At 38.3% G+C, this 22,662-nt stretch carries 19 protein-coding genes and 1 riboswitch; of the genes, 11 read left to right on the forward strand and 8 right to left on the reverse strand.

The features are described from left to right. Positions 1–22 precede the first annotated feature (22 nt). Genes AC3ITD_RS14715 through AC3ITD_RS14730 form a run of 4 tightly spaced genes read left to right on the forward strand, consistent with a single transcriptional unit; the run spans position 23 to position 6,900 of the window. Positions 23–1,324 carry an MFS transporter gene (locus tag AC3ITD_RS14715; protein WP_489360859.1) on the forward strand — a complete coding sequence of 434 codons (1,302 nt, stop codon included), beginning with the start codon at positions 23–25 and terminating at the stop codon, positions 1,322–1,324. A gap of 30 nt (positions 1,325–1,354) precedes the next feature. Then, on the forward strand, positions 1,355–4,900 hold the full coding sequence (locus AC3ITD_RS14720; RefSeq protein ID WP_489360861.1) for a molybdopterin-dependent oxidoreductase: 3,546 nt from the start codon (positions 1,355–1,357) through the stop codon (positions 4,898–4,900). Positions 4,901–4,909: 9 nt separating this feature from the next. Further along, entirely contained in the window at positions 4,910–5,416 is a 507-nt protein-coding gene (locus tag AC3ITD_RS14725) for a nitrate reductase associated protein (protein WP_489360863.1), read from the forward strand. A gap of 2 nt (positions 5,417–5,418) precedes the next feature. After that, positions 5,419–6,900 carry a rubredoxin gene (locus tag AC3ITD_RS14730; RefSeq protein WP_489360865.1) on the forward strand — a complete coding sequence of 494 codons (1,482 nt, stop codon included), beginning with the start codon at positions 5,419–5,421 and terminating at the stop codon, positions 6,898–6,900. On the opposite strand, the gene AC3ITD_RS14735 is transcribed toward AC3ITD_RS14730, so the two are convergent. The 6 genes from AC3ITD_RS14735 to xth all read right to left on the reverse strand — a co-directional run bounded on the left by AC3ITD_RS14735 (position 6,895) and on the right by xth (position 13,874). Further along, positions 6,895–7,479, reverse strand: coding sequence for an NTP transferase domain-containing protein (locus AC3ITD_RS14735; protein WP_489360867.1), 585 nt, complete (start codon positions 7,477–7,479; stop codon positions 6,895–6,897). The genes AC3ITD_RS14730 and AC3ITD_RS14735 overlap by 6 nt on opposite strands. A 9-nt stretch (positions 7,480–7,488) precedes the next feature. Then, positions 7,489–8,172, reverse strand: coding sequence for a Crp/Fnr family transcriptional regulator (locus AC3ITD_RS14740; protein ID WP_489360869.1), 684 nt, complete (start codon positions 8,170–8,172; stop codon positions 7,489–7,491). Between the two features lie 136 nt (positions 8,173–8,308). Further along, the gene (locus AC3ITD_RS14745) at positions 8,309–9,433 is read right to left on the reverse strand and encodes a PKD domain-containing protein (protein ID WP_489360871.1); all 1,125 of its coding nucleotides are present in this window, start codon (positions 9,431–9,433) and stop codon (positions 8,309–8,311) included. 21 nt (positions 9,434–9,454) lie between these two features. After that, a complete protein-coding gene (locus AC3ITD_RS14750) occupies positions 9,455–10,564 on the reverse strand; it encodes a YncE family protein (protein WP_265799027.1) in 1,110 nt (369 codons plus the stop codon). Between the two features lie 6 nt (positions 10,565–10,570). After that, entirely contained in the window at positions 10,571–12,604 is a 2,034-nt protein-coding gene (locus tag AC3ITD_RS14755) for a TonB-dependent receptor plug domain-containing protein (RefSeq protein WP_489360874.1), read from the reverse strand. A 97-nt stretch (positions 12,605–12,701) separates the two neighbouring features. Beyond that, positions 12,702–12,895, reverse strand: a riboswitch (cobalamin riboswitch). Between the two features lie 196 nt (positions 12,896–13,091). After that, a complete protein-coding gene (gene xth, locus AC3ITD_RS14760; RefSeq protein WP_489360876.1) occupies positions 13,092–13,874 on the reverse strand; it encodes an exodeoxyribonuclease III in 783 nt (260 codons plus the stop codon). A 193-nt stretch (positions 13,875–14,067) separates the two neighbouring features. On the opposite strand from xth, the gene AC3ITD_RS14765 reads away from it, so the two are divergent. From AC3ITD_RS14765 to AC3ITD_RS14780, 4 genes are all read left to right on the forward strand, one after another. Next, positions 14,068–14,511, forward strand: coding sequence for an RNA polymerase sigma factor (locus AC3ITD_RS14765; protein ID WP_265799030.1), 444 nt, complete (start codon positions 14,068–14,070; stop codon positions 14,509–14,511). Continuing rightward, a complete protein-coding gene (locus AC3ITD_RS14770; protein ID WP_489360879.1) occupies positions 14,501–15,004 on the forward strand; it encodes a hypothetical protein in 504 nt (167 codons plus the stop codon). The genes AC3ITD_RS14765 and AC3ITD_RS14770 overlap by 11 nt, the downstream gene beginning before the upstream one ends. A 73-nt stretch (positions 15,005–15,077) precedes the next feature. After that, positions 15,078–15,659, forward strand: coding sequence for a DUF1543 domain-containing protein (locus AC3ITD_RS14775; RefSeq protein WP_265799032.1), 582 nt, complete (start codon positions 15,078–15,080; stop codon positions 15,657–15,659). Between the two features lie 78 nt (positions 15,660–15,737). Continuing rightward, entirely contained in the window at positions 15,738–16,325 is a 588-nt protein-coding gene (locus AC3ITD_RS14780; RefSeq protein ID WP_489360881.1) for a DUF4142 domain-containing protein, read from the forward strand. 45 nt (positions 16,326–16,370) lie between these two features. Here the strand turns inward: AC3ITD_RS14780 and AC3ITD_RS14785 are convergent, their stop codons facing one another. Further along, entirely contained in the window at positions 16,371–18,089 is a 1,719-nt protein-coding gene (locus tag AC3ITD_RS14785; protein WP_489360883.1) for an FAD/NAD(P)-binding protein, read from the reverse strand. A gap of 114 nt (positions 18,090–18,203) precedes the next feature. Next, the gene (locus tag AC3ITD_RS14790) at positions 18,204–18,602 is read right to left on the reverse strand and encodes a LytR/AlgR family response regulator transcription factor (RefSeq protein WP_489360885.1); all 399 of its coding nucleotides are present in this window, start codon (positions 18,600–18,602) and stop codon (positions 18,204–18,206) included. A 143-nt stretch (positions 18,603–18,745) separates the two neighbouring features. On the opposite strand from AC3ITD_RS14790, the gene AC3ITD_RS14795 reads away from it, so the two are divergent. The 3 genes from AC3ITD_RS14795 (at position 18,746) to AC3ITD_RS14805 (ending at position 22,642) form a co-directional block, all read left to right on the forward strand. Continuing rightward, positions 18,746–19,162: a DUF1810 domain-containing protein gene (locus AC3ITD_RS14795; protein ID WP_489360887.1), complete on the forward strand. Its 417-nt coding sequence runs from the start codon at positions 18,746–18,748 to the stop codon at positions 19,160–19,162. Positions 19,163–19,748: 586 nt separating this feature from the next. After that, positions 19,749–20,045 carry a hypothetical protein gene (locus AC3ITD_RS14800; protein ID WP_489360889.1) on the forward strand — a complete coding sequence of 99 codons (297 nt, stop codon included), beginning with the start codon at positions 19,749–19,751 and terminating at the stop codon, positions 20,043–20,045. A gap of 179 nt (positions 20,046–20,224) precedes the next feature. Beyond that, complete coding sequence (locus tag AC3ITD_RS14805) at positions 20,225–22,642, forward strand: alpha/beta hydrolase family protein (RefSeq protein ID WP_489360891.1); 2,418 nt, start codon at positions 20,225–20,227, stop codon at positions 22,640–22,642. The last annotated feature ends 20 nt before the right edge of the window (positions 22,643–22,662 follow it).

Consider the following 22,662-nt stretch of genomic DNA (forward strand, 5'->3'; position numbering starts at 1 on the left):
CTTTTCGTTGAAAGGAGTACAGATGAAAACCTTTCATATTACCTGGCTCACCTTCTTCTTTTGCTTTTTTGCATGGTTCGGGATGGCACCATTAATGAAAATAGCAAGAGAACAACTACACCTCACCAAAGATGAGGTTGGCAACATTCAAATTGCATCCGTATCTGCAACCATTGTCGCCCGTTTATTAATTGGCAGGTTAATCGATAAATTTGGACCGAAAATTATATACACGTGGCTCTTAGTGCTTTGTGCCATTCCGGTCCTCTTAATCGGCACTAGCCAATCTTACACTTCTTTCTTACTTTTCCGGTTAGCCATTGGCGTTATAGGCGCATCATTCGTCATTACCCAATTCCATACCTCTATCATGTTTGCGCCAAACGTTAAAGGGACAGCAAACGCTACTGCAGGAGGTTTTGGTAATGCTGGTGGTGGAGCTGCTAACGTATTTATGCCATTACTTGCATCAGCCTTAACTGCTTTAGGTTTTTGTAGCTCAGCAGATAGTTGGCGTTATGCCATGATTTTCCCTGGGATAATGCTATTAGTATGCGCATTTTTATATCATCGATATACACAGGATAGTCCACAGGGGGATTATAAAAATCTTAAAGACGAAATCATAAAAACCAGTAAAAACACATTTTTAATCGCTGCAAAAGATTACCGCACCTGGATTTTAACCATTGCTTACGCCGCCTGTTTTGGTGTGGAAATAACGGTTGATAATTTTGCGCCAATCTTTTTTACTGATTCTTTCGGAGCCACCATTGCCATTGCCGGTTTAGTAGCAGGAATTTTTGGATGGATTAACATTTTTGCCAGACCATTAGGTGGCATTTTCGCTGATAAAATTGGTAAAATATGGGGTTTTGACGGGAAAACACTTCTGTTATCGGTGCTTTTACTTATTGAAGGAATCGGTTTAATCTGGTTTGCTAAATCTGGCGACATCGGAATGGCTATCATTATGATGTTTGTTTTCGGTTTGAGCTTGAAAATGGCCAATGGCGCCACCTACAGCTTGGTTCCCTTCATCAATCCAGTGGCAGTTGGCAGTGTTGCTGGCATTGTTGGTGCCGGCGGAAACATTGGCGCCATGCTGATCGCTTTCCTGTTTAAATCGGAAGCCAGCCACTTAACCAAAAATGTTATCCAAAACGGGCAAACCATTCAAAAAGATTTAATCGATTATACTTCAGCATTTACGCTTCTTGGCTATATCATTCTCGTAATTGGTATCGCTGTGTTCATTTTCCGAACAGTGATGGCAAAAAAGAAATCTACAGTAGAAACCATGATACTCGCTGCAGGAAATTAAATTTATAATCCATTATTTGAGGCTTAGCAATTGAAAGAGAAATCGAACATTCCCGATAACAACACCACTACCTGCTGCTATTGCGGGGTTGGCTGCGGTATTGTGCTTGGCAAGGATAACCAACAACGGATTACAGTTGAGGGAGATAAAGATCATCCGGTAAATAAAGGAATGTTATGTAGCAAAGGGATGAATTTGCATTACACTGCGAATGATAAGAGCGATAGATTGCTTTATCCCGCTATGCGATACCATAAAAGTATGCCCTTACAACGCGTAAGCTGGGATACTGCTTTGGAGCGCACAGCGATGGTTTTTAAGGCGTTAATTGCTAAACATGGGCCTGATAGTGTTGCGTTTTATGCCAGTGGCCAATGTTTAACGGAAGAATATTATGTTGTTAATAAATTAATTAAAGGTTTTATCGGCAGTAATAACATCGATACCAATAGCCGTTTATGTATGAGCAGTGCAGTTGTGGGTTACAAGATGAGTTTGGGCGAAGATACCGTACCCATTAGTTATGATGATATTGAAATTGCCGATTGTATTTTCGTGGCTGGTGCAAACCCTGCCTGGTGCCATCCTATTTTATGGCGCCGGGTAGAGGCCGCAAAAGAAAAAAATCCAAACCTGAAAATTATCGTGAGTGATCCCAGGAAAACGCAAACCTGTGCGCTTGCCGATGTTCATTTACAGGTAAATCCAGGTACGGATATTACCTTGCATCACGCCTTGGGGAGATGTTTAATAGAAAACGGAAAAATAGATCAAGAATTTATCTCTTCACATACCAATGGATTTGAAGCCTATCGAACCACTGTCTTCGAGACTTCCCTGGCACAGGCGGCATTAATTTGTGGACTTGAAGAAAGCGATATTCGTTTGGCAGCCTCCTACATCGGCAATGCGAAAGGTTTTATTGCCATGTGGACCATGGGCCTTAACCAAAGTGTGGTGGGTACAAACAAAAACTTATCGCTCATTAATCTCAACCTGATTACCGGCCACATCGGTAAACCTGGAAGTGGTCCTTTTTCCCTAACCGGGCAACCCAATGCCATGGGCGGTAGAGAAGTTGGCGGCTTGAGTAACCTTTTGCCTGCTCATCGAAATCTGGCTAATAAAAACCATCGCAATGAAGTAGAAAAATTCTGGCAAATCCCTTTAGGAAGTATCCAGGCAAAACCTGGGTTAACTGCAACAGAAATGTTTGATGAACTGAATACCGGAAAGCTGAAAGCAATATGGATTTTGTGCACGAACCCATTAATTAGCCTTCCAGATGTACGTAAAGCGGAAGAAGGACTTAAAAGAGCGAAATTCGTAGTCGTACAAGACATCAGCAACAAAATAGAAACCTTGGAATATGCAGATGTAGTTTTGCCCGCCGCAGCATGGGCCGAAAAAGAAGGCACAATGACCAATGCTGGTCGATACATCTCTCACTTGAGCAAAGTTTTAGAAGCTCCTGGTGAAGCACTGCCTGACGCAGAAATCATCTGTCGCTTTGCAGAAAAAATGGGTTTCAAAGGCTTCTCTTTTAAAGATTCTGCTGCAATTTACAATGAACATGCTGCACTTACAGCGGGCACTAACATCGATATCAGCGGGTTAAATTATGCTATCCTAAAAGCGAAAAGAGCTGTTCAGTGGCCATACCCAAAAGACGGCAAAACCTTTGGAACTGCCAGGTTATTTACAGATCATCAGTTCTACACAGCCGATAAAAAGGCCAATATTGTTTCTTTTAATGATGAGAATCAATCGGAAGCGCTTACGCCCGAACATCCTCTTATTTTAACCACAGGCAGAATAAGAGACCAATGGCATACCCGAAGCAAAACTGGAAAAGTAAACAAACTCAACCAACATATCAGCGAATCGTTTTTAGAAATTCATCCCGCAGATGCGGAAAAAAGAAAGATCAAAAACAATGATGTAGTAGAAATGAACAGTTTGAGGGGAAATGTAAGATTGAAAGCAAAACTCTCTGACGATATTAAAGAAGGCGTGGTTTTTATGCCTATGCACTGGGGCAAAATTTTAAAAAACGATTTAAACCGGGCAAATAATGTTACCCATAATCTTATAGACCCATTAAGTAAGGAACCCGATTTCAAATATACTGCCGTCGAGGTAAGACGTTATCAAAAACAGCAGCAAAAAATTATTGTAGTAGGTGCGGGTGCAGGCGCTTGCGGTTTCGTAAAAAGCTACCGGGAACTAAATGCTGAAGACGATATTGCAATTTTTAGCAGGGAAAATTTGCCATTCTACAATCGGGTTTTGTTGCCCGATTACATTACTGGCACATTGCCCTGGCACAACCTGGTTAAAATGACCGATAATGAAGAAATTGATCTTCGCATTAAACTACACCGCGGAGTAGGCATAGAAAAAATTAATAAAGCTGCAAAAACTGTTGTAGATAGCAATGGCCAAATTCATTATTACGATGTGTTGCTTTTAGCTACCGGAAGCAGGGCCTTTATGTTGAAAGACCTTCCGCAGTTAAACGGAATTTTTACCGTGAGAAGCCGCAATGATGCAGACCGTTTTACGCAACATGCCCATGTAGCAAGAGGAAAAGTGGTGATTGTTGGTGGAGGTTTGCTGGGTATTGAAATGGCCGCTTCACTGGCAGAGAAAGGCTCGCAGGTGGCTATTATTCAAAGAATTTCAAGGTTAATGGGGCGCCAGTTAGATGCAACAGGCAGTGAGCTGCTTCATGAAGAACTGATCAGCAAGGGTATTGAAATCTTTTATAACGATGAAATTGAAAGGGTAATCGGAGAAAGGAATGTTTCAGGGGTGCGTTTAAAAGGCGGATTGATGATCGATTGCGAATCGTTGATTATTGCCATAGGAACCGTTCCCAATGTTGAATTGGTTAAGAATGCGGGTATTGATTACAAAAGAGGCGTTGTTGTAGACGAGTACTTGAGAACGAGTGAAGAGAACATTTACGCCGTTGGTGAGATAGCCGAATTTGATGGGCAAATGTATGGCATCACCGCAGCGGCAGAGCAGCAGGCCGAAATCGTAGCAAGATACCTTTGCGGTGATATTGCTAAATTTTATCAGGGCAGTTTGTTAATGAATATTTTAAAGATGCATAGCCTGGAATTATGCTCTTTGGGCCTGGCCGAAATACCTGGCAATGACCCAACTTTTGAGGAAATTATTTTTATTGATAAGGCAAAACGTTACTATAAAAAGTGTATTGTACAGAATGATAAATTGGTTGGCGCAATCTTAATTGGAGATAAAAGCGAATTTTTGGAGTTTAAAAATCTTATCGAAAATAAGATGGAGCTGAGCGAAAAAAGACTTCAGCTTTTAAGAAGTGGAAAAACAGCAGAATCCATTATTGGCAAAACAGTTTGCAGCTGTAATAATGTTGGTGAAGGCAATTTGATTAACAAGATAAAAGATGGATGCAAAGATCATCTGCAATTGTGCCAACTTACCGGTGCTGGTATGGGCTGTGGCAGTTGCAGGCCAGAAGTAAAGGCTATTTTAGATTCTTTTGTAAACATACCGAAAACCATACCTGAAGTTATTTTAGCATAAATTTTAATGATGATGAATGTAATAACAAGGCCCTCAGAATTTAAACACCTACAGGGCATCGAATATTTCGATTTTGAAGAAGATTTTATGGAAGAAAATATTCGTTGCATCCCGATGGTGGTTCGCTTTAAAATGGATTTGGCAGGCATTAAACTCAAACTCGGCGAATGGAGAAGATTCCATCCAGCTGAGCGGGTGGAACTGGCTTTGCTGCCAACTTCATCCTCTGAAGAAATTAAATATTATCGAAAAAATCTGATCCGGTTAATTACGAAGCATACCGGAAAAGAAGCTACCTCCATTCCAGTAGATAATCAGCCAGCCTGGCAAAACTCAACTGAAATTCCGAAAATACTCGAAGAAAAATTAAGTGAAGATAAGCTTGAAATTTCCATATCTCAATGGCACGTTTTAACAGACATCCAACGGTTTGCACTTTTAAAACTCTGTAGACCGGGGCACGAGAATAAGAATTTCCCGAAGGCCATGGTAGAATTCGGACTTATAAACCAGTAGAGATGGATCAAACAGTTATCATCAACTTTCCGGGCGGAATAATTTCTCCGGGCAACCTGTATAATATTCTGGTTGCTGCAACGAAAGTCAAGATCTCATTTGTACGTTTTGGCCTTCGGCAACAGCTGTTGGTTGATGCAGCGACGTATAATTTGGCAACATTTACCGGCGAACTGGATATGATTGGTATTGAGTACGAGGTTGGCAAAAACCAATTTCCGAACATTATTAGCTCCTATCCTGCTGAAGAAATATTCATTAGAAATACCTGGGTAACCGGTGGTGTTTATAAAGATATTTTAGATGATATTGATTTTAAGCCCCGTGTTAAAGTGAATATTTGCGATGGCAATCAGAGCTTTACCCCTATGCTTACGGGTAACATTAACTGGGTAGCCTCTGTACAGGCAGAACATTATTGGCATTTGATTATCCGTTTCCCTAAAACCAACGTAATTTATGAATGGAAAAAACTGGGTTATACCACACAAATTGCTAAGCTTACCAAAGCAATAGAAAAAATTATCATGGCCCATCCATCACTCTTTATCGACAATGAAATGGCCAAAGGAGAAGATCTTTTTGATTTGCTGGACGAGGATAACTTCGTTTTAAAAATAGCCGAACAGCCTGTGATTTTATCCAATTTTAACCTACCCTATTATGAAGGCTTAAATCGTTACAATAACAAATACTGGTTGGGGATTTACCGTAGAGATGAGTTATTCAGCATTGCTTTTTTGAAAAAATTATGCAAACTATGCCTGGATACCAAACTTGGACAGTTGTGCTGTACCTCCTGGAAAACGATTATGATAAAGGGAATTGAAGAAAGTGATAAATTAAATTGGAACAATTTACTGGAGGAATTTGAGCTGAATATACGGCATGCGGCTAATGAACTTAATTTCCAGGTAGAAGATAACTGCATTGAAGGCCTTGAGCTGAAAAACTATTTGGTAAGGCATTTAAGCATAAACGATACCCGCACATTTGGAATTTGTTTTGGCATAAAAACCCGCAAAAAAAGTGAAATTTTTAGCAGCATATTAATCCGGAAACGTTATTTATTAAACCTTCTTTTTTTAAGATTATTCCCGGTATATGATATCCTTTGCGCAGAAGGTTTCAACCCCAACGAGCGTACCGGAGAAATATTTAGTCGCAGTAATCCGAAAGCAATATTGCCCGAGCAAATTAGGCGAGCCATTTATAAGTTTTATAAACACAGGCAAATTTCCCTGAATACTCCTGAAAAAATGATCCAGCCAAAGGCTGAAGAAAGCAAACAAGCAGCCGCTAGCTTCTTTTACCAGTGCAACAGTTGCTTAACCATTTATGATGAGGAAATTGGCGAAATCCAAAATAACATTCCGCCCGGAAGAAAATTTATAAACCTACCCGAAGATTATTGTTGTGTACTTTGTGATGGAGAAAAAAGCAATTTTTCAAAAATTAATCAGGCTGCGTTACAAACATTATAACCCGTTTATTTCTGCATGCGAATTAAAATTATCGAAGCAGTGATAGTCATTATGCTCCACTTTAATTTCAAAAACTTTTAATTGAGAAAGTACAAATTTCATGCTGTGCCTGGTTAATGTGCCTGTTTGCAACATATGCAATACTTTCTGCAAACCGGCAGCACTGTAAATGCCACATAATGGCTCTCTCTCACCGTCCTTTTGAAAAACATAGGCTTCAAAAGAATGATCAGCTGTATAAGCTTTCATCACCTTATCTAAAACACGGGGTTCCATTAACAATAAATCGCAGGCCAAAAGAAATAAATCGGCTGTTGGATTTTCTAAATGTGTGGATAAAATGCCCAACAGTGGCCCTTGAATATCCAACATGGCATGATCAACAATAAGCTGCTCCCCATTAAAATAAGCTACATACTTTTTTTGTTGATCAGCATTGACCGAAAATTTTACATTTAAACCAATTGAAATAAGTTTCTCTTTGGTTAATTGTGCCCATAGTTTATCCTGATGGCTCAACAAAGCTTTGTCGGTACCCATGCGTATACTTTTGCCTCCACATAAAACAAGTCCCAACATAAAATTATCTTATCTATTACTTAAATCCAGTAGTTTAGCTTCATCTAAAATACCAATCATTTTATCTTGAACATGAATAAGTTTTTCGGCAAGCAATTCATTCATCGTTCTAAAAACGGTTTCATAAGTAGCACCGGTAAATGCCGCCAAATCTTGGCGACTTATTGTTAAATTTAAAAAACCATTGTCATTTAATCCAAACTGATCGCGAAGGCTTAAGATAGCTACGGCTAATCTCCCCTTTACCGACATGAGTGCTAAATCTCTCATCTTCTTTTCTGACGCTTGAAGTTCATCAGCATAAAACATGAGTAACGCATAGGCAAAATCATGATTAACCCTTATCGTGCTTTTAAAAAAATCAATATCAACAAAACAAAGCGAGGTGGTTTCTAAAGCGGTAGCAGATATGGGGTATGCCGAATGATTCGAACTAATGCCACGATGGCCAATAATGGCCCCGCTGTTAGCAAAGCGCAGAATAAGCTCTTTATCTCCCCATTGTTTATGCACCTTCACATTGCCAGATGTTACAAAGTAAACACCAGTAACTGCATCACCCTCTTTTATGATTTCCTCGCCTTTCTTGGCAATAAAATTTCGCTTGTGGCTATTTATTGCTGCATGCCACTCGGGTAAAGTGTGCTTACACATAAAGCAAGTTTGAAGATCGCAGCTGCTATTTTTTTTCATGATATAATGACTGTTGTAAAAATAGTAAATCATTATACTTTGAAAAGAACTAAATAACTGGTTTCCGTGTAAAAACAAAAGCGCTACAAATGTTTCCATAAGCAGCGCCTTGTCATTGATGAGAAACGTAAAAAAATTACTTGATATTCAAGTCGGTTGCCCCCTTAACGTCGGTAGATATTTCCCCAAGAATGCCAGCGTTTACATTTTGCGCTGTGTAAACTTTAACAAAATCAATTGTACTTAAGCTAACCTTTTTACCTGCGGCATCAACCGCCCAAGCGATATCGAAACTATTGTACAATTTGGTTTTATAATCATCGCCAGTTGAATAGCTATCGGTGTATCCCCAATCGAAGGCAGCATTGGTAACAATACCCGAAGTATTTAGTGTGGACGGCAGTAATGTTCCTTTGAAGGTAATCTTATCTTGATTGGAAGCAAACAAAGGATAAAAATTGATGCGTTTAGCACTGTTATTTACAACACCACTATTGCCTTGGTTATCTGTCCAAGCTACATTTGCAGCAGTTTTTGGGTTGGTGTAAGTAATTTCATAGTTTTTAATAGTAGTTGTCTTTTCGTACTCGCTTCCAGCCAGTTCAAACCATTCATCATCTGGCAAACCATTACCATTTTTATCCTGACTTACCATTACAATACCAGGCTCTGCAAAAGCATACGGCGGACCGAAAGGGTTTCCGTAAATGGCCAAATCTGAGCCGTTTTGGTTAACAACAGAATGATCGAAACCGAAAATAATGTAACCGCCAAAACCACCCAAAGAAACCATGTTGTTTGTACTTCCAACCAATTTTTGCGCTTGTTCTGGCGAGCCTAAACTTGCATTGTTAATGTGCTGACCAGGTGCTGGTGCATACTCGAAAACTTTACTGATAAATTTGCTGCTGGTTGGCGTTGCCGCAACTACAGGCACTGGAACACTAATCGTATAGGTATGCGAAAAACTGCCTGCCCCATTATAACCTTTGTATTCGATAACATATGTGCCAGAAGTAGTGGGCGTAAAAGCGAAATTATAAGCGGTACTTACTATTTTTCCATCCAGTTTCCATTCGTGCTGAAAGCCTCTGCCGTCATTCGAAACTGCATATAGTTCTGTTTTCGCATTCACTTTTCCAGTGAGGGAATTTTCAGTGATCCCCATTTTTCCATCAGGAGCAGTTTCTGCATCTTTTTTGCAACCGAAAAATAGTGTTGCAACCATTAATACTGCAACTAGGTAATTGTTAATTTTCATTATTATATATTGATTATTAAATTATTTAGTGTAGAAAACCAGGTGAGCTGGAATATCTCCTGTGGATACAGAAAACTTCTTTTTACCATTTTTATCAATGGAATATAATGTTCCTGGCGTAACATAGTCCTTTGCATCGGTGATGTAAACGCCAGATGAGATGGGATCAACTGCAATTCCGTAAGGCATTACTATTTCTTTCTCAGTGCCATCACTAATGAAGCCGCCTGGAATAATGGTTTCATCTTTCACATTGACTTTTGAATAAGAAATTATGTTAGACATGGTTGCATTGCTCCAGGCGGTGCTAATGATGTAAGCAAAATCTTTATCAATTGCGAAATTGCTTGCTTCAATATCGAACTTCTTTTTTACCGCTTCCGTCTTCGTATCAACCACATACAAATTCGATTTTATATCACCATAATTTCCTCTGGAAGTAACATATAAATCACCATATTGATCTGCTTTTACACGGTGAAGGTTGATGGCAACATCAATGCGCTTGATTTCCTTATTGGTTGCCAGATCAACAACAGACAAAGTTCGCTCGTAATTGCTGCTGGTATAACCTCCAGAATTGGCTACATAAAGTCTATCGCCGACAACTGCCATCTCTTCTGGCTCACGTCCTACTGTAATTTTAGCATCCAATTTATAAGTTGCCGTATCAACAACAGCAACAAAACCCTCGTAAGCAGTTACATATGCTTTGTTTTTATAAAATGTAAGATACCTACAGTTCGGAATATCTACCTGAGCTAATTTTTTTGCAGTTTTAACATCAAGGATTTCCAATTTTCCAGATCCATTTACAATTACATAAAGCTTAGAACCATAAATTTTGATATCATTCCCTACATCGCCCAAACCTAATGTTACAAATGGGTTTGCTTGCCCGTAAATATTTTTCCTATAAACGCCCGTAGCATAATCATAATAATCTATTGAGGCTTTATTCGAACCCCAATTTCCTTCGTTTAAAACATATAGCCCATTTACAGCTGTAATGTCCTGCCCAGGAAGTTGGGTTTGTTCTTCAGGGGTAACGCCTTTATCTTTCCTGCAAGACCACAAAATTGTAGTGAGGCAAACTGCAGTTAATACTTTAATTGATAGCAATTTTTTCATTTTATGTTAATTAAATTTGGTGATGAGTGTGATCCTGAAATTTCTTCCAGGCATAGGGTAATTGAGTACCACATCGTAGTATTGATTAAATACATTATTCACTTCTGCAGCAATACTATAATTTACTTTTGCGTAATCGAAAGCAAACCTGACAGCCAAATCATGTGTGTACCATGGCTCTACATAGTTTACCGGGATGTTTGCCTTTTGGCTATAACGTTCGCCGGTGTAGATGTAACTGTAATTGAAACTGATATTTTTATAGTCTAAGCCCAGCATTAACGCGCCGCTATTCAATGGGATGTAAGGAATCTGCTGACCGTAAACTGTACTGTTCTTAGTAATATCGATGGCCTTTTCATAGGTATAATTAAATTTCGTATTCAAAACGAAACCATTAAAATTCCAGTTGCTTTGGATGTTGGTTTCCAAACCTTTGATTTCTACTTTACCAAGGTTAACCATGCTCCACCTGAAGGGACTGAGCGTAGGAATGGCAATAATTTTATCGCGTACGGTGTTGTAATAAATATCTGTTTGGATAGAAACTTGAGTGAGTTTAACGGCCTCAAAAAACCTGGAATAAGTGAAACCTAAATCGTATTGCTTGGTATATTCAGGACTCAAATTACTGTTCCCAATCAGCGTGTAGTACAAATCATTAAAGGTTGGCATCCTAAAAATAGATTTGTAAAAAGCCCTTAGTCGGAAATCGTTGTTTTTAAAAGGCTGCCACGAAGCCATAATTGTGGGTGTATATTCTGTTTTATCGCCAGCTGAGAAATTGGTTTTCACCTGATCATTAACCAACGTTGCCAACACGTTACCTTGGATACTGAGGCGTTGCCAGTTTAATTTTGAAGCAAGAGCGATTAAAGCAGTCTGCCTTTTAGGATAGGCAAAGTTTTCCAGATTGGCATCTAACTGCTGATAACTGTAATCGGTTGATAAGGAAATATCCCAAAATTTAAGAATCTGATATTGATTGGCTAACGAGAAGTATATTTCTTGCTGGGCATAACGATTATCTAAAGCGCCAAAGAGTGAAACCCGCTCCGGATCCAGATACCGGATAAAATCGTAAGCATATTTTGCATTTGCCAGGAATTGAAATCTTTGATCTGTTTTGCTTTGATAGGAGGATTGAACAAAGAAATTATCATCCCATTGACGCTGGCTAAAATCAAACTTATTGGCCACAATAGCGCCGGGCAAACCCCTCTCGCTATTGTAATTATAAATCCTTAGTTGCCATTTGCTGCTATCGGCGGTATTACCAAACACGGATGCTTCAAATCTTTTGGCAACAATATCACCGTTATGCCTTACTACTGTAGTATCATAAACACTATTGGTGTACCGATATTTGTATTTTCCATCCGCATGAATCAACTCTGCGTTTAGGCTTAACGATAAACGGTCGGTTAAACGTTGATGAAAAACAACCGATGGATCGAACAAGCCAAAGGAGCCGCCCTTTAAACTTAACTTTAAACCTCGGCGCTGGCCAATATCGAATACAGGACTTTGCGTTTTTAAATAAAGCGAACTGGCAGATGCGAATGCTTTTGCTGGCATTAGCATGTCACTTTTCTGACCGCTGTAAAGCGAAACTTCTTCGAGGTTATCCAAAGAATATTTACCCAAATCTACCTGCCCGTTTTGTGCATTTCCTAATTGTATCCCATCATAAAAAACCGCTGTATGGTTGCTACCCATGCTGCGAACGTTAATGGTTTTTAAGCCGCCAATGCCACCGTAATCTTTTAATTGTACTCCAGAAAAGTATCTGATGGCATCAGCAACAGAGAGCGCATTTAATTTTCTTAATGCCGTTCCGCTTAATATTTGCAAGGGTGTTGGGGAAATATTTGATAGTAATTTTCGCTGGTGCCGAATCTCGACCTCTTTTAAAATATTTGCCTTTAACGAGTCAGTTTGAGCAAGAGCAGATTGAGGCATAAGAATGCCTGTCCAGAAAATGAACGGTAGGAAAAGATAATACTTGATGCCGTTGAAGGCATGTAGAAACCTAAACATTTTGTTGTGAGTTTAATCCCCACAGCAAACAGAATTACAAGAAATGAAAATACGGAATACCGAAAGTACCTCATCTCTAGCTTCAATCCCCGAAAGCTATGAAATATTGCAAGAGGCAGGTCTTCTGACTTACTCCCGGTTTTCTTGCCTTCCCACCTCGAAATCCGGGCAGTGGCTTAAAGAATAGAAAATCCGTTAATGGAGCTTACAGCTGCGGGACAGTTTTGGATTTACACCAAATTCCCTTTTAATTCCGGGTGTTAACCGGAAACCAAAAGCATGGCAAAGGTAGCCAAATTTTGAAAAGATTTTAGAAAAGTTTAGTCGCTGTTTAAATTTCTCAGATAGTAAATATTTCTTGCGGTTGTTGGGAACCAACTATCTCGAGGCACTAGCGTTTGATGCCCGCATAAAATTTGAACTTTTAAGTTTGTTAATTAATCAATTTTAACAAGCTCAAAAATTCGGAAAGCTACTTTGCAGACGCTTATTTTTCTACATCACTAATTTCGATCCATACCGGGCAGTGATCGCTTGTTTTTTCCCAGCCCCCAACATGCTTATCTACTCCCGCACTTAAAAGTTTACTTTCTAATTGTGGACTCAGAAGAAAATGATCAATGCGTAAACCGGCGTTACGGCCGTAGGCATTTCTGAAATAATCGAAAAATGTATAGATCACATCTTTGGGATAGAGCTTTCTAATGGCGTCTGTCCAACCCTGTGCTACCAAGTTATGGAAAGCTTCACGCACTTCTGGCCTGAAAAGTGCATCATCAACCCATCGTTCGGGTTTATAAACGTCCAATTCAGTCGGCATCACATTGTAATCTCCTGCAAGCACTACGGGTAAATTAAATTCTAAGAGTTTCGCTGCATGGAGTTTTAACCGTTCAAACCAAGCCAATTTATAGTCAAATTTTGGCCCTGGCGCAGGATTTCCATTTGGCAAATACAAGCAGCCTACCACAACCCCATTGATCATGGCTTCAATATATCTACTGTGCAAATCTTCAGGATCACCAGGCAAACCCCGTTTAAGCTCCTTTATTTCATGTCCACGAGATAAAATAGCCACCCCATTCCAGCTTTTTTGTCCATGCCAGATAGCGTTATAGCCGGCTTCGAGGATAGCCTCTTCGGGAAATTTCTCATCAGGCGCTTTTAATTCTTGTAAGCAAACTACATCAGGCTTCGTTTCTTCGAGCCATTTTAATAAAACTGGTAAGCGCCCATTTACGCCGTTTACATTGTAGGTTGCTATTCTCATCGCTATAAAAAATTGGTGAGGCTAAATTAATGAACAAATTTTTTCCCACAAGTTAAAACGGAATTAAAATTTAACTTATTCTGACTTTAAAACATCTAAAAATCACGAAAAACTGATTAATTTTTTATTAATTGAAAGCATTTCTAATTTTTGCGCTTATCTTGCAATTATATTTAATCACTCCCGTTAGTAAATGTCTGAAGTTGCGATAAACATCCCAAAAGGTAACCAGAAGGATATTCATCAGTTATATGATAAGTATGCTGGAATGCTTTTAGGTTTTATAAGAGGTACGGTTCAAGATCATCGAAGATCAGAAGAAATTTTAGTTAAAATTATCTCTGCATTTGTATTGGAAACAAATGGCCAGCCTACTTCCTGGTTGCAGTTAAGGCAATTTGCAAGATTTAAATTGCCCGAATTTTCTTCTCTAAATAATGAAAAACTAAACGGTAATCCCACGAATAATGAGTATTTAAATCTGCTGGATGAGGAGGAGCAATATATCTTCCAAATGGTTTATTATCAAGGAAAGTCTATCAATCAACTTGCAGATTTGTTAAATAAGAGTGAAAATATATTGCGTACCCAGTTGAAATCATCAATAGATAAAATCAGGAAAGCTCGTGGAAATTAAACAATTGATAGATAGCGGCCTAATGGAAACCTATGTTATGGGAGTGGCTACCGACGATGAAATTCAGCAGGTTTTGCGGGCAAAAAAACAGTTTCCAGAATTTGCCGAAGCGTTAACAAAGTTAGAAATGGATATGGAAATCCTTGCGCAAAGTATGGCTGTTCCGCCTCCAGCCAACGTATTATCCAAAATTGAACAAGAAGTAAATGAGATTATACTTCGCGAGCAGAATTTAAAGCTATATACTGAAACTGAAAGCAAATTTAAGCATGCGGAACAAGAAAAAGTTAAGCAAGACCGCTATATAGAAGTTGAGTCCGAATCGAACCAGATGCGCATCAGCATAGCCTGGCGTTGGGTTTTCGCGGCTGTTTTTGTTTTAGGCAAGATATTTTTAGGCTTCGCGATTTACTTTTATCTCGAAAACAGACAGGCACAAGAACAGATTAAAGATTTGAAATTAGAGATCAACCAAATCAAAACAGTTAAGTAATCTATATTGATAAAATAGTATTTCCTAAAACGATAACAGGGTTTGCTGGTTATAGTCAATATAATTTAGCAATATGAACAATCAGTTATCAGAAAACGGAAATCCCAAGTTATATATGTTACTGTTGGGCTCAAAAGCGCCTAAAAGAAATGTGGAGCAACACGACTATTTCTTCGGCATTGCCACCTCATTAAAAGAATTGGTGCCAGAAATAAAAGCATTTTGGCCTGAGGCTGGCAATAGTATTCATATCGACGGCTGGCGTGAGGTAAACCAGGTTGACGGTTTTCGAATTGAAGTTAAACCTCGAACGGCTAAAAATTCATCCACTCCGCATAAACTATTTTTTATCAACCTCGGTGGTTATCAATCCGGGAAGTTAGAAGAACAACATTATATCGTTCTTGGCGTACAAGATGATCGGGCCTCGGCCATTCAAGACGCAAAAAAAACTGTTTTTTTCAAGACTAATTCGGTTAAAGGCGCTAACTCCCATATTGATGAAAAATATGGTATCGACATTGATGACATTTACCGGGTTGAGGATATTTTAAGTCCGCAGCATAAAGAAAAATACCATATTGAGATTATACCAGACGCTACCCTTCCTGATGATGAGATCCATTTAGGCTATTTTAAACTGGATAAGATCTAGAAATACGTACTCCTTAAATAACTATGCTAAACCTTTCTAAGTAATACATGTTATTAGTTTACAACAAAAACCAATAATATGAAAAAGTTAGTTTATTTGATGGCCGTATCCGTTTCGGCCTTAGCATTTCAAGCATGTGGCGGTGGAAATAAAGACGCCAAAGAAACAGCTGATAGCTTAAACATGAGTAAAGATACGACAAGCAACACGGCTGCAACTGGTGGCATATCAGTTGACAATGAAGATGCAAAATTTGCAACACAGGCAGCAGTAGGCGGAATGGCAGAAGTTGAATTGGGCAAACTTGCCCTACAAAAAAGCAGCAATGCACAAGTAAAAGAGTTTGCTACCATGATGGTAAATGATCATGGAAAAGCCAATACCGAATTAATGGAAATCGCGGCTGCTAAAAATATCACTTTACCATCTACTGTTGATGATGACCACAAAAAGAAAATGGACGATTTGAGTAAAAAGTCAGGATCTGATTTTGATAAAGCTTATGTTGATGCCATGGTTGATGGACATAAATCGACTTTAAAATTGATGGAAGATGAATCGAAAGATGGCGCTGATGCAGAACTTAAAGCTTTTGCTACCAAAACGGCTCCGGTAGTACAAACGCATTTAACCATGATCAATAAAATTAAAGATGGAATGAAATAAATTTCCAATCCGATAAAAAAATCGAGGCAAATGCCTCGATTTTTTTTATGCGCTTAGTTTTTTCATTACCTGTTCTGATGCTGCTTCACAAAAGTCAATCCCCGAATAATCAGGATTATAGCCACCTATGTAAGGAACAGCCAAGATATAAACACGTTCACTGGCAGTACCATCTTTATCCACTACCTGAAAATAATCGTTAATGGTAATCCCTGGGACACGGAGAGAGAAATGCCCACTCTCAGTTTTCTCCACTAATTTATTTCCTTTTTTGTAAGCTTCATTTCCTTTCTTTATATCCTTAAAGTTCAATTTTGCAGGGCTAACAATACCCGCATCAATTAAACCCTGAAAAGGAAAATCTTCAAACGATAAATGAGGCTGCCCTACACAATCGACAAACATTTTATAGTTCTCGGCAATCTGTTTGCCATTTTCGTCTTCGTAATAGTAAGTAGCACCTCCTTTAGCATTTGGCTCTACCCTGCTATCTTCGCCTACAGATACAATATCGAGCACCCCGGCATCGTGAAGCGCCATTAAATCTCGACAAGAACTTTGAGGAACAAATGCAATTACAATTGAAATGAGTGGCATTAATACTTTTTGAAGCCTTTGCATATCTTCAGCAGGAAGATATTTTGCAGGGTAATTCATGGCAAAGCTCAAAACTGCCAAAACTTCTTTCCAATAAATTGATTCTCTTTTTTCGATCGATTTTTCTGCTTCCGCATATTCTTTCTTGAACAAATCGAATGGCGGCAATTTCTCCCGATAATCCATCATGGCCTCTACGAATGTTTCAAGATCCAAATCTTTTATCCGTTCGTAAAACTTCGGCTCTTTCTTTTTAAATTGTCGTTTGAAGTTTTGGTCAAAAACAAAATCCAGAGAAATAAAACCTCCATTTTTCTTGATATGATCTCGTACCTGCTTTTTAGTGAGCGTATTATCTTTTCCTAAATGGCTATCCTCCAAATGAAAGCGAATGGCTGGTAAAAGGCCATTTCTAGAGTGCATGATAATTTTAAATTTACTGCTATCAGCATCTAATTTGAAAAAATATGTTCCGTCATCATTCTGTGTAAACGTGCCATTGCTACGAGCAAGTGTTCGTATCGCGTCAACCGCGGTAAGAGATGATCCTTTAAGTGCGATAGGGTGGTTATAACGTAAAGCCAACTTTTTTGGTGGGTATGGCGAATCGAAATAATCCGGAATTTTCCCTTCATGTTTTTTGGGCCAATTGTGGCCGGTACAAATTATAATTTCATCAAAAATTCCATCCTCTTTTCCATCTACTTTTACCGTAACCTTTTTTGTGCCTTTATCATCCAGAACATCAGTTATTGTGGTGTTTAAATGAATTTTTGTAACAATTGATTTCTTTACTGCTTGTTTGATCAGCAGATCGAATTGTGCAGAAAGGTATTCTCCAAAAAATAATCGAGGCAAAACCTTGTATTCATTAAATTTTTCAGAATCGATGTCGAACTTTTTTAAAATACTTTTTGGGGCAATTTTAACCCAATCTTCAATAGAATTAAAAATAATGGGTATTTCATTATCAGATACATTTGTAATATGTTCTACTTCTGCACCTTCACTACTGTAAGGCATACCGGAGCCAAGATGTGCTTTCCGTTCAAAAATTTCTATCTCCAGATTTTTTAGTTCAGACTCAATAAGTCTCTTATACATAAAAAGGCCACTGGGGCCTCCACCAAGTATAGCAATTCTTTTTTTAGTAGTTTTTAGGCTCATTTAATGATGTAAAAAGGCGATATAATTAAAAAGTTTCTTCTAATTATAAAGAAACCTTTCTTACAATCAATAAAAGCGAAAATTGTTTTGATGCTATGTTAAAAACCAGCTCGCTTAGCGCATCACCTTTTGACGGTTTTCTCGATGTAAAACCTCATTAATTGCAGTCTGAAGTTTAGAAAACATCACCGGCTTCACTAGAAACTTGTCTCCATTAGCTCCAAAGGCCTCTAAAGCGTATTGATCGTAGAAGGTTACAAAAAATATAAACCTCACTTTATCGCGAAGCACCTTGGCAACATCCAGCCCACTGATATCCATTTTTATATCTAAAAATAAAAAGTCGATCTTATCTTCAACTTTAATGGTGATAATAGCTTGAATTGGTTCGGTATAAGTTTCAGCTACATGCAGTCCTGGTATTTGATCTAGGAAGTTGGCAAGAATATCTATGCTGAGTTGATCATCATCAACGATTACACATTTATATAAAGTAGTTTTTGAGTAGTCCATTTAGATTTTTTTACGATAGGAAGCAAACCATAAGCCAAATATTGCGTTACAACCTATAGTTTTTTGGCTACATCATTTTTTTCACTCCTTTATTATCAAAAACCTTCTTGATTAATTAGTGTTATAAAAAGAGATAATGAGCTATGGAACGATTAGAAAGATTTCTGTCGGCGCAGGAAAACGACCATGAACTAGCGCTTTCAGAAATAAAAAAAGGAAAGAAAACCAGCCATTGGATGTGGTATATATTTCCTCAGATTATGGGACTAGGCCACAGTGAAACCGCTAAATTTTATGCGCTACGCGATCTAAAGGAAGCGCAAGATTTTTTTGAGCATCCATTATTAGGAAAAAGACTAATAGAAATTACAGCGGAAGTGATCAAACATAAAAACAAAACTGCCCATGAAATTTTTGGATCTCCTGACGATTTGAAATTTCACTCATCGATGACATTATTTTCTATGATACCTGGAAGCGATGCATTATTTAATACCGCATTGCAGACTTTTTTCAACGGCAGGCCAGATGTAAAAACAATTGAAATTTGCACACAATAATTTGGATAGATTAAAACCAATGTGCTAATTTGCTGTTTCAATTATAATTCATTCATGTTTGAGCGCATGTTTGGGTTTAGATATGGGATAGGCTTAATGCCTATCCTTTTTTGTTCAGTCTACGACAAATAAAATATTGGACCCTCTGCAGACTTCAATTTCTATACATTTTCACTATATAAAACTGATGCAAGATTAGCCATACTCGCTAGTAGATATTTGAGACTGGCCTTTAAGTTATCAACATTTATTTCGTTTTGTGTAAAATTATTTTTTTCAACCAAACTAACATTTCACTAAATTGTTTTCCATAAACAAGAGACAAAAAAAGTCCTGTGAGCGGGTGATCCGCGGAGGGCAGGCACACCATAAAAAGGTAAATCCTTTAAAAAACAAGATAGCCACTTATTTCAAGATGAGTGGCTATTCGTATTTCTACTGATTTAAGTCGTTTAGCCTATATACTTCAATGTTTAATAGTTGATTATCAAAAGCGTAAAAATTATTTTGAAATCGTTTATTAAATTCATCCTTCAATTATATTAGATTGATGGCACCCAACAAAACGACCAAAAAAACAATTTAAGTGACTGGCTTTTTAAATACAATAGAAATCAACTTAACAAAGCAAGACAGTATTTCACTCTGCACTATTATGAATGAAACAAGCGGTTACGAAGCAAAAATGTGGGGCACGGCAATTATTGGTTTTGGGAGCTACCATTATAAATACGATAGCGGAAGAGCAGGAGACGCACCTTTGGTTGGTTTCTCTCCCCGTAAAAATGAAATTTCCTTATACCTTTCTCTGATTTTACTGATAAAGAAGATCTGCTTTCGAAACTTGGAAAACATAAAGCGGCCAAATCCTGCGTTTATGTAAAAAACTGGGAGATATTAATATAGAAGTATTAAAACTAGTTATAAAAAACTCCATAACTGCTATCCAAAATCAGTATTCGTCGTTAACGAAATAAACATAGTTGTAAATAAGAAGTTACGCGTAGTAAAATTAAATTTTCCAATATTTGAACTTGTCATATTTCAACTAAAACCAAGGAAATGATTAAAAAACTACGATTTTATTTTTTACTAGCAGGATTGTGCATTTCAGTCCATGCAAATTCGCAAGATGCTATTAGTTATCAAACACCCCCAAAAGAAATAGCCGATTTATTACTGGCAAAACCTACTCCGGGTGTAAGTATAGATGGTAAAGCCGAGTGGATATTATTTAGCGAACGCAATTCTTATCCTTCTGTTGAAGAGTTGGCGATGCCAGAATATCGTATTGCGGGATTAAGGCTAAACCCCAACAACTATTCGCTAAGCAGACAGAATTATATAAACAATTTCAGTCTGAAGAACATCAAGTCAAACCAAACTTTTCAGGTTACCGGCTTGCCAAGTCCGCTATATGCAGGCAACATAAGCTGGAATCCGGCGGAGAATAAAATCGCTTTTACAAACACTACACAGAAAGGTGTTGATTTATACATGATTGATATGGCGACAAAAAAAGCCATGAAAATTAACAAAGCATTTTTAAACGTCGTTTTAGGAAGTGGATTAACTTGGTTAAATGATAATACCATTGTTTATCGCACGGTTACTAAACCAGCAAGCGTAGCACCAACAAAACCATTGATGCCAAAAGGCCCAACCATCCAACAAAACTTAGGAAAGGCTGCTCCAAGTGCTACCTACCAGGATTTGATTAAATCTCCTTTTGATGAGCAACTGTTCGAATTCTTTGCGACTTCGCAGCTGGTTAAAAATACTGCTGGGGTAGAAACACCTATTGGTAAACCAGCCATTTATCAACGCGTAAATATTTCTCCAGATAAAAACTACATGATGGTAGAAACCATTCGCAAACCTTTCTCTTACCTGGTTTCGGCTTTTGGCTTTCCATCAACAGTAACCATTACCGATTTGACAGGTAAACCGGTAAAAGTTATTGCCGAATTACCATCATCAGAAGGAACGCCATCAGGTTACGACAACACACAAAATGTAGCTCGCGGCTTTGATTGGAGAGATGATGAGCCTGCAACAATCGTTTGGGCAAAACCGCTTGACAGCGGCTTAATTAAAAAAAATGTACCGTTTCATGATGCAGTTTATGCTTTAAGTGCACCATTTACCGGAACAGAAAAAGAATTGTTTAAAACGCAAACTCGTTTCCGTGGTGTACAGTGGGGTGATGCAAACCTGGCCTTGATTATGGAAGGCTTGAGAAGCAAACAAACTTCGAAAGTGAGTAGATACAACCCAGCAACAGGGGTCGTTGAAGAATTATATAGCCGCAACCAAACCGATGCTTACGGAAATCCAGGTTCGCCTGTTATGGTAAAAAATAAGTATGGTCGCCAGGTGATTAAAACTGTTGATAACGGCACAAAATTATTGATGAACAATCCTGTAGGCTCATCAGAAAAAGGTGATTTACCTTTCTTAGCTAAATTTGATTTATCAACCAAAAAGAATGAAATCATTTGGCGCAGCGCAGAAGGAACTTTCGAATATGTGAGTGACGTAATTAATCCTGATAAATTGGTTTTACTTACCCGTAAGGAAAGTCAGAAATTGGTCCCTAATTATTTTATTAAAAATTTAATGCTTCGGATAGCAGATCAGCCGATCACTGATTTTGCAAACCCATATCCTTCGTTAGATGGCATCACCAAAGAAAAAATATCTTACAAACGTGCCGATGGTGTAGATTTAACTGGCGATTTATATTTACCAAAAGGTTATAACAAAGATAAAGACGGACCTTTACCAACATTGATTTGGGCTTACCCACGTGAGTTTAATTCTGCAGCAGATGCAGCTCAAATCCGAGGTTCCAAAGATAAATTTACCGCCATTAGTTGGGGTTCACCAATTTATTGGGTAACTCGGGGATATGCCATTTTAGATAATGCAGAAATGCCAATCGTAGCAAAAGATGGTAAAAAGCCTAACGATACTTTTATAGAACAGTTAAAGTTAAATGCAGACGCTGCAATAAAAAAGCTATCTGATTTAGGTGTTGGAGATAAAAAACGGATGGCTGTAGGCGGCCATAGTTATGGCGCGTTTATGACCGCTAATTTATTAGCCCACACCGATCTTTTTGCAGCAGGAATTGCCCGCAGTGGTGCTTACAACCGAACTTTGACGCCATTTGGCTTCCAAAATGAGGAACGCACATACTGGCAGGCACCACAATTGTATTATGAGATGAGTCCTTTTAGTTATGCAAACAAGATAAAAACACCGCTTCTATTAATTCACGGTGATTCTGATGATAACCCAGGAACATTCCCAATTAACAGTGAGCGTTTGTTCAATGCAATAAAAGGTGCAGGCGGAACTACACGTTTTGTATTCTTGCCTTATGAAGCGCATGGATACCGTGGTAAAGAAAATATTCTACACACCCTTTGGGAAGAAGATCAGTGGTTAGAAAAATATGTTAAAGGCAAAAAATAATTTCTCTTTATCGTTATCAC

Source organism: Pedobacter sp. KH_004 (assembly GCF_057840755.1).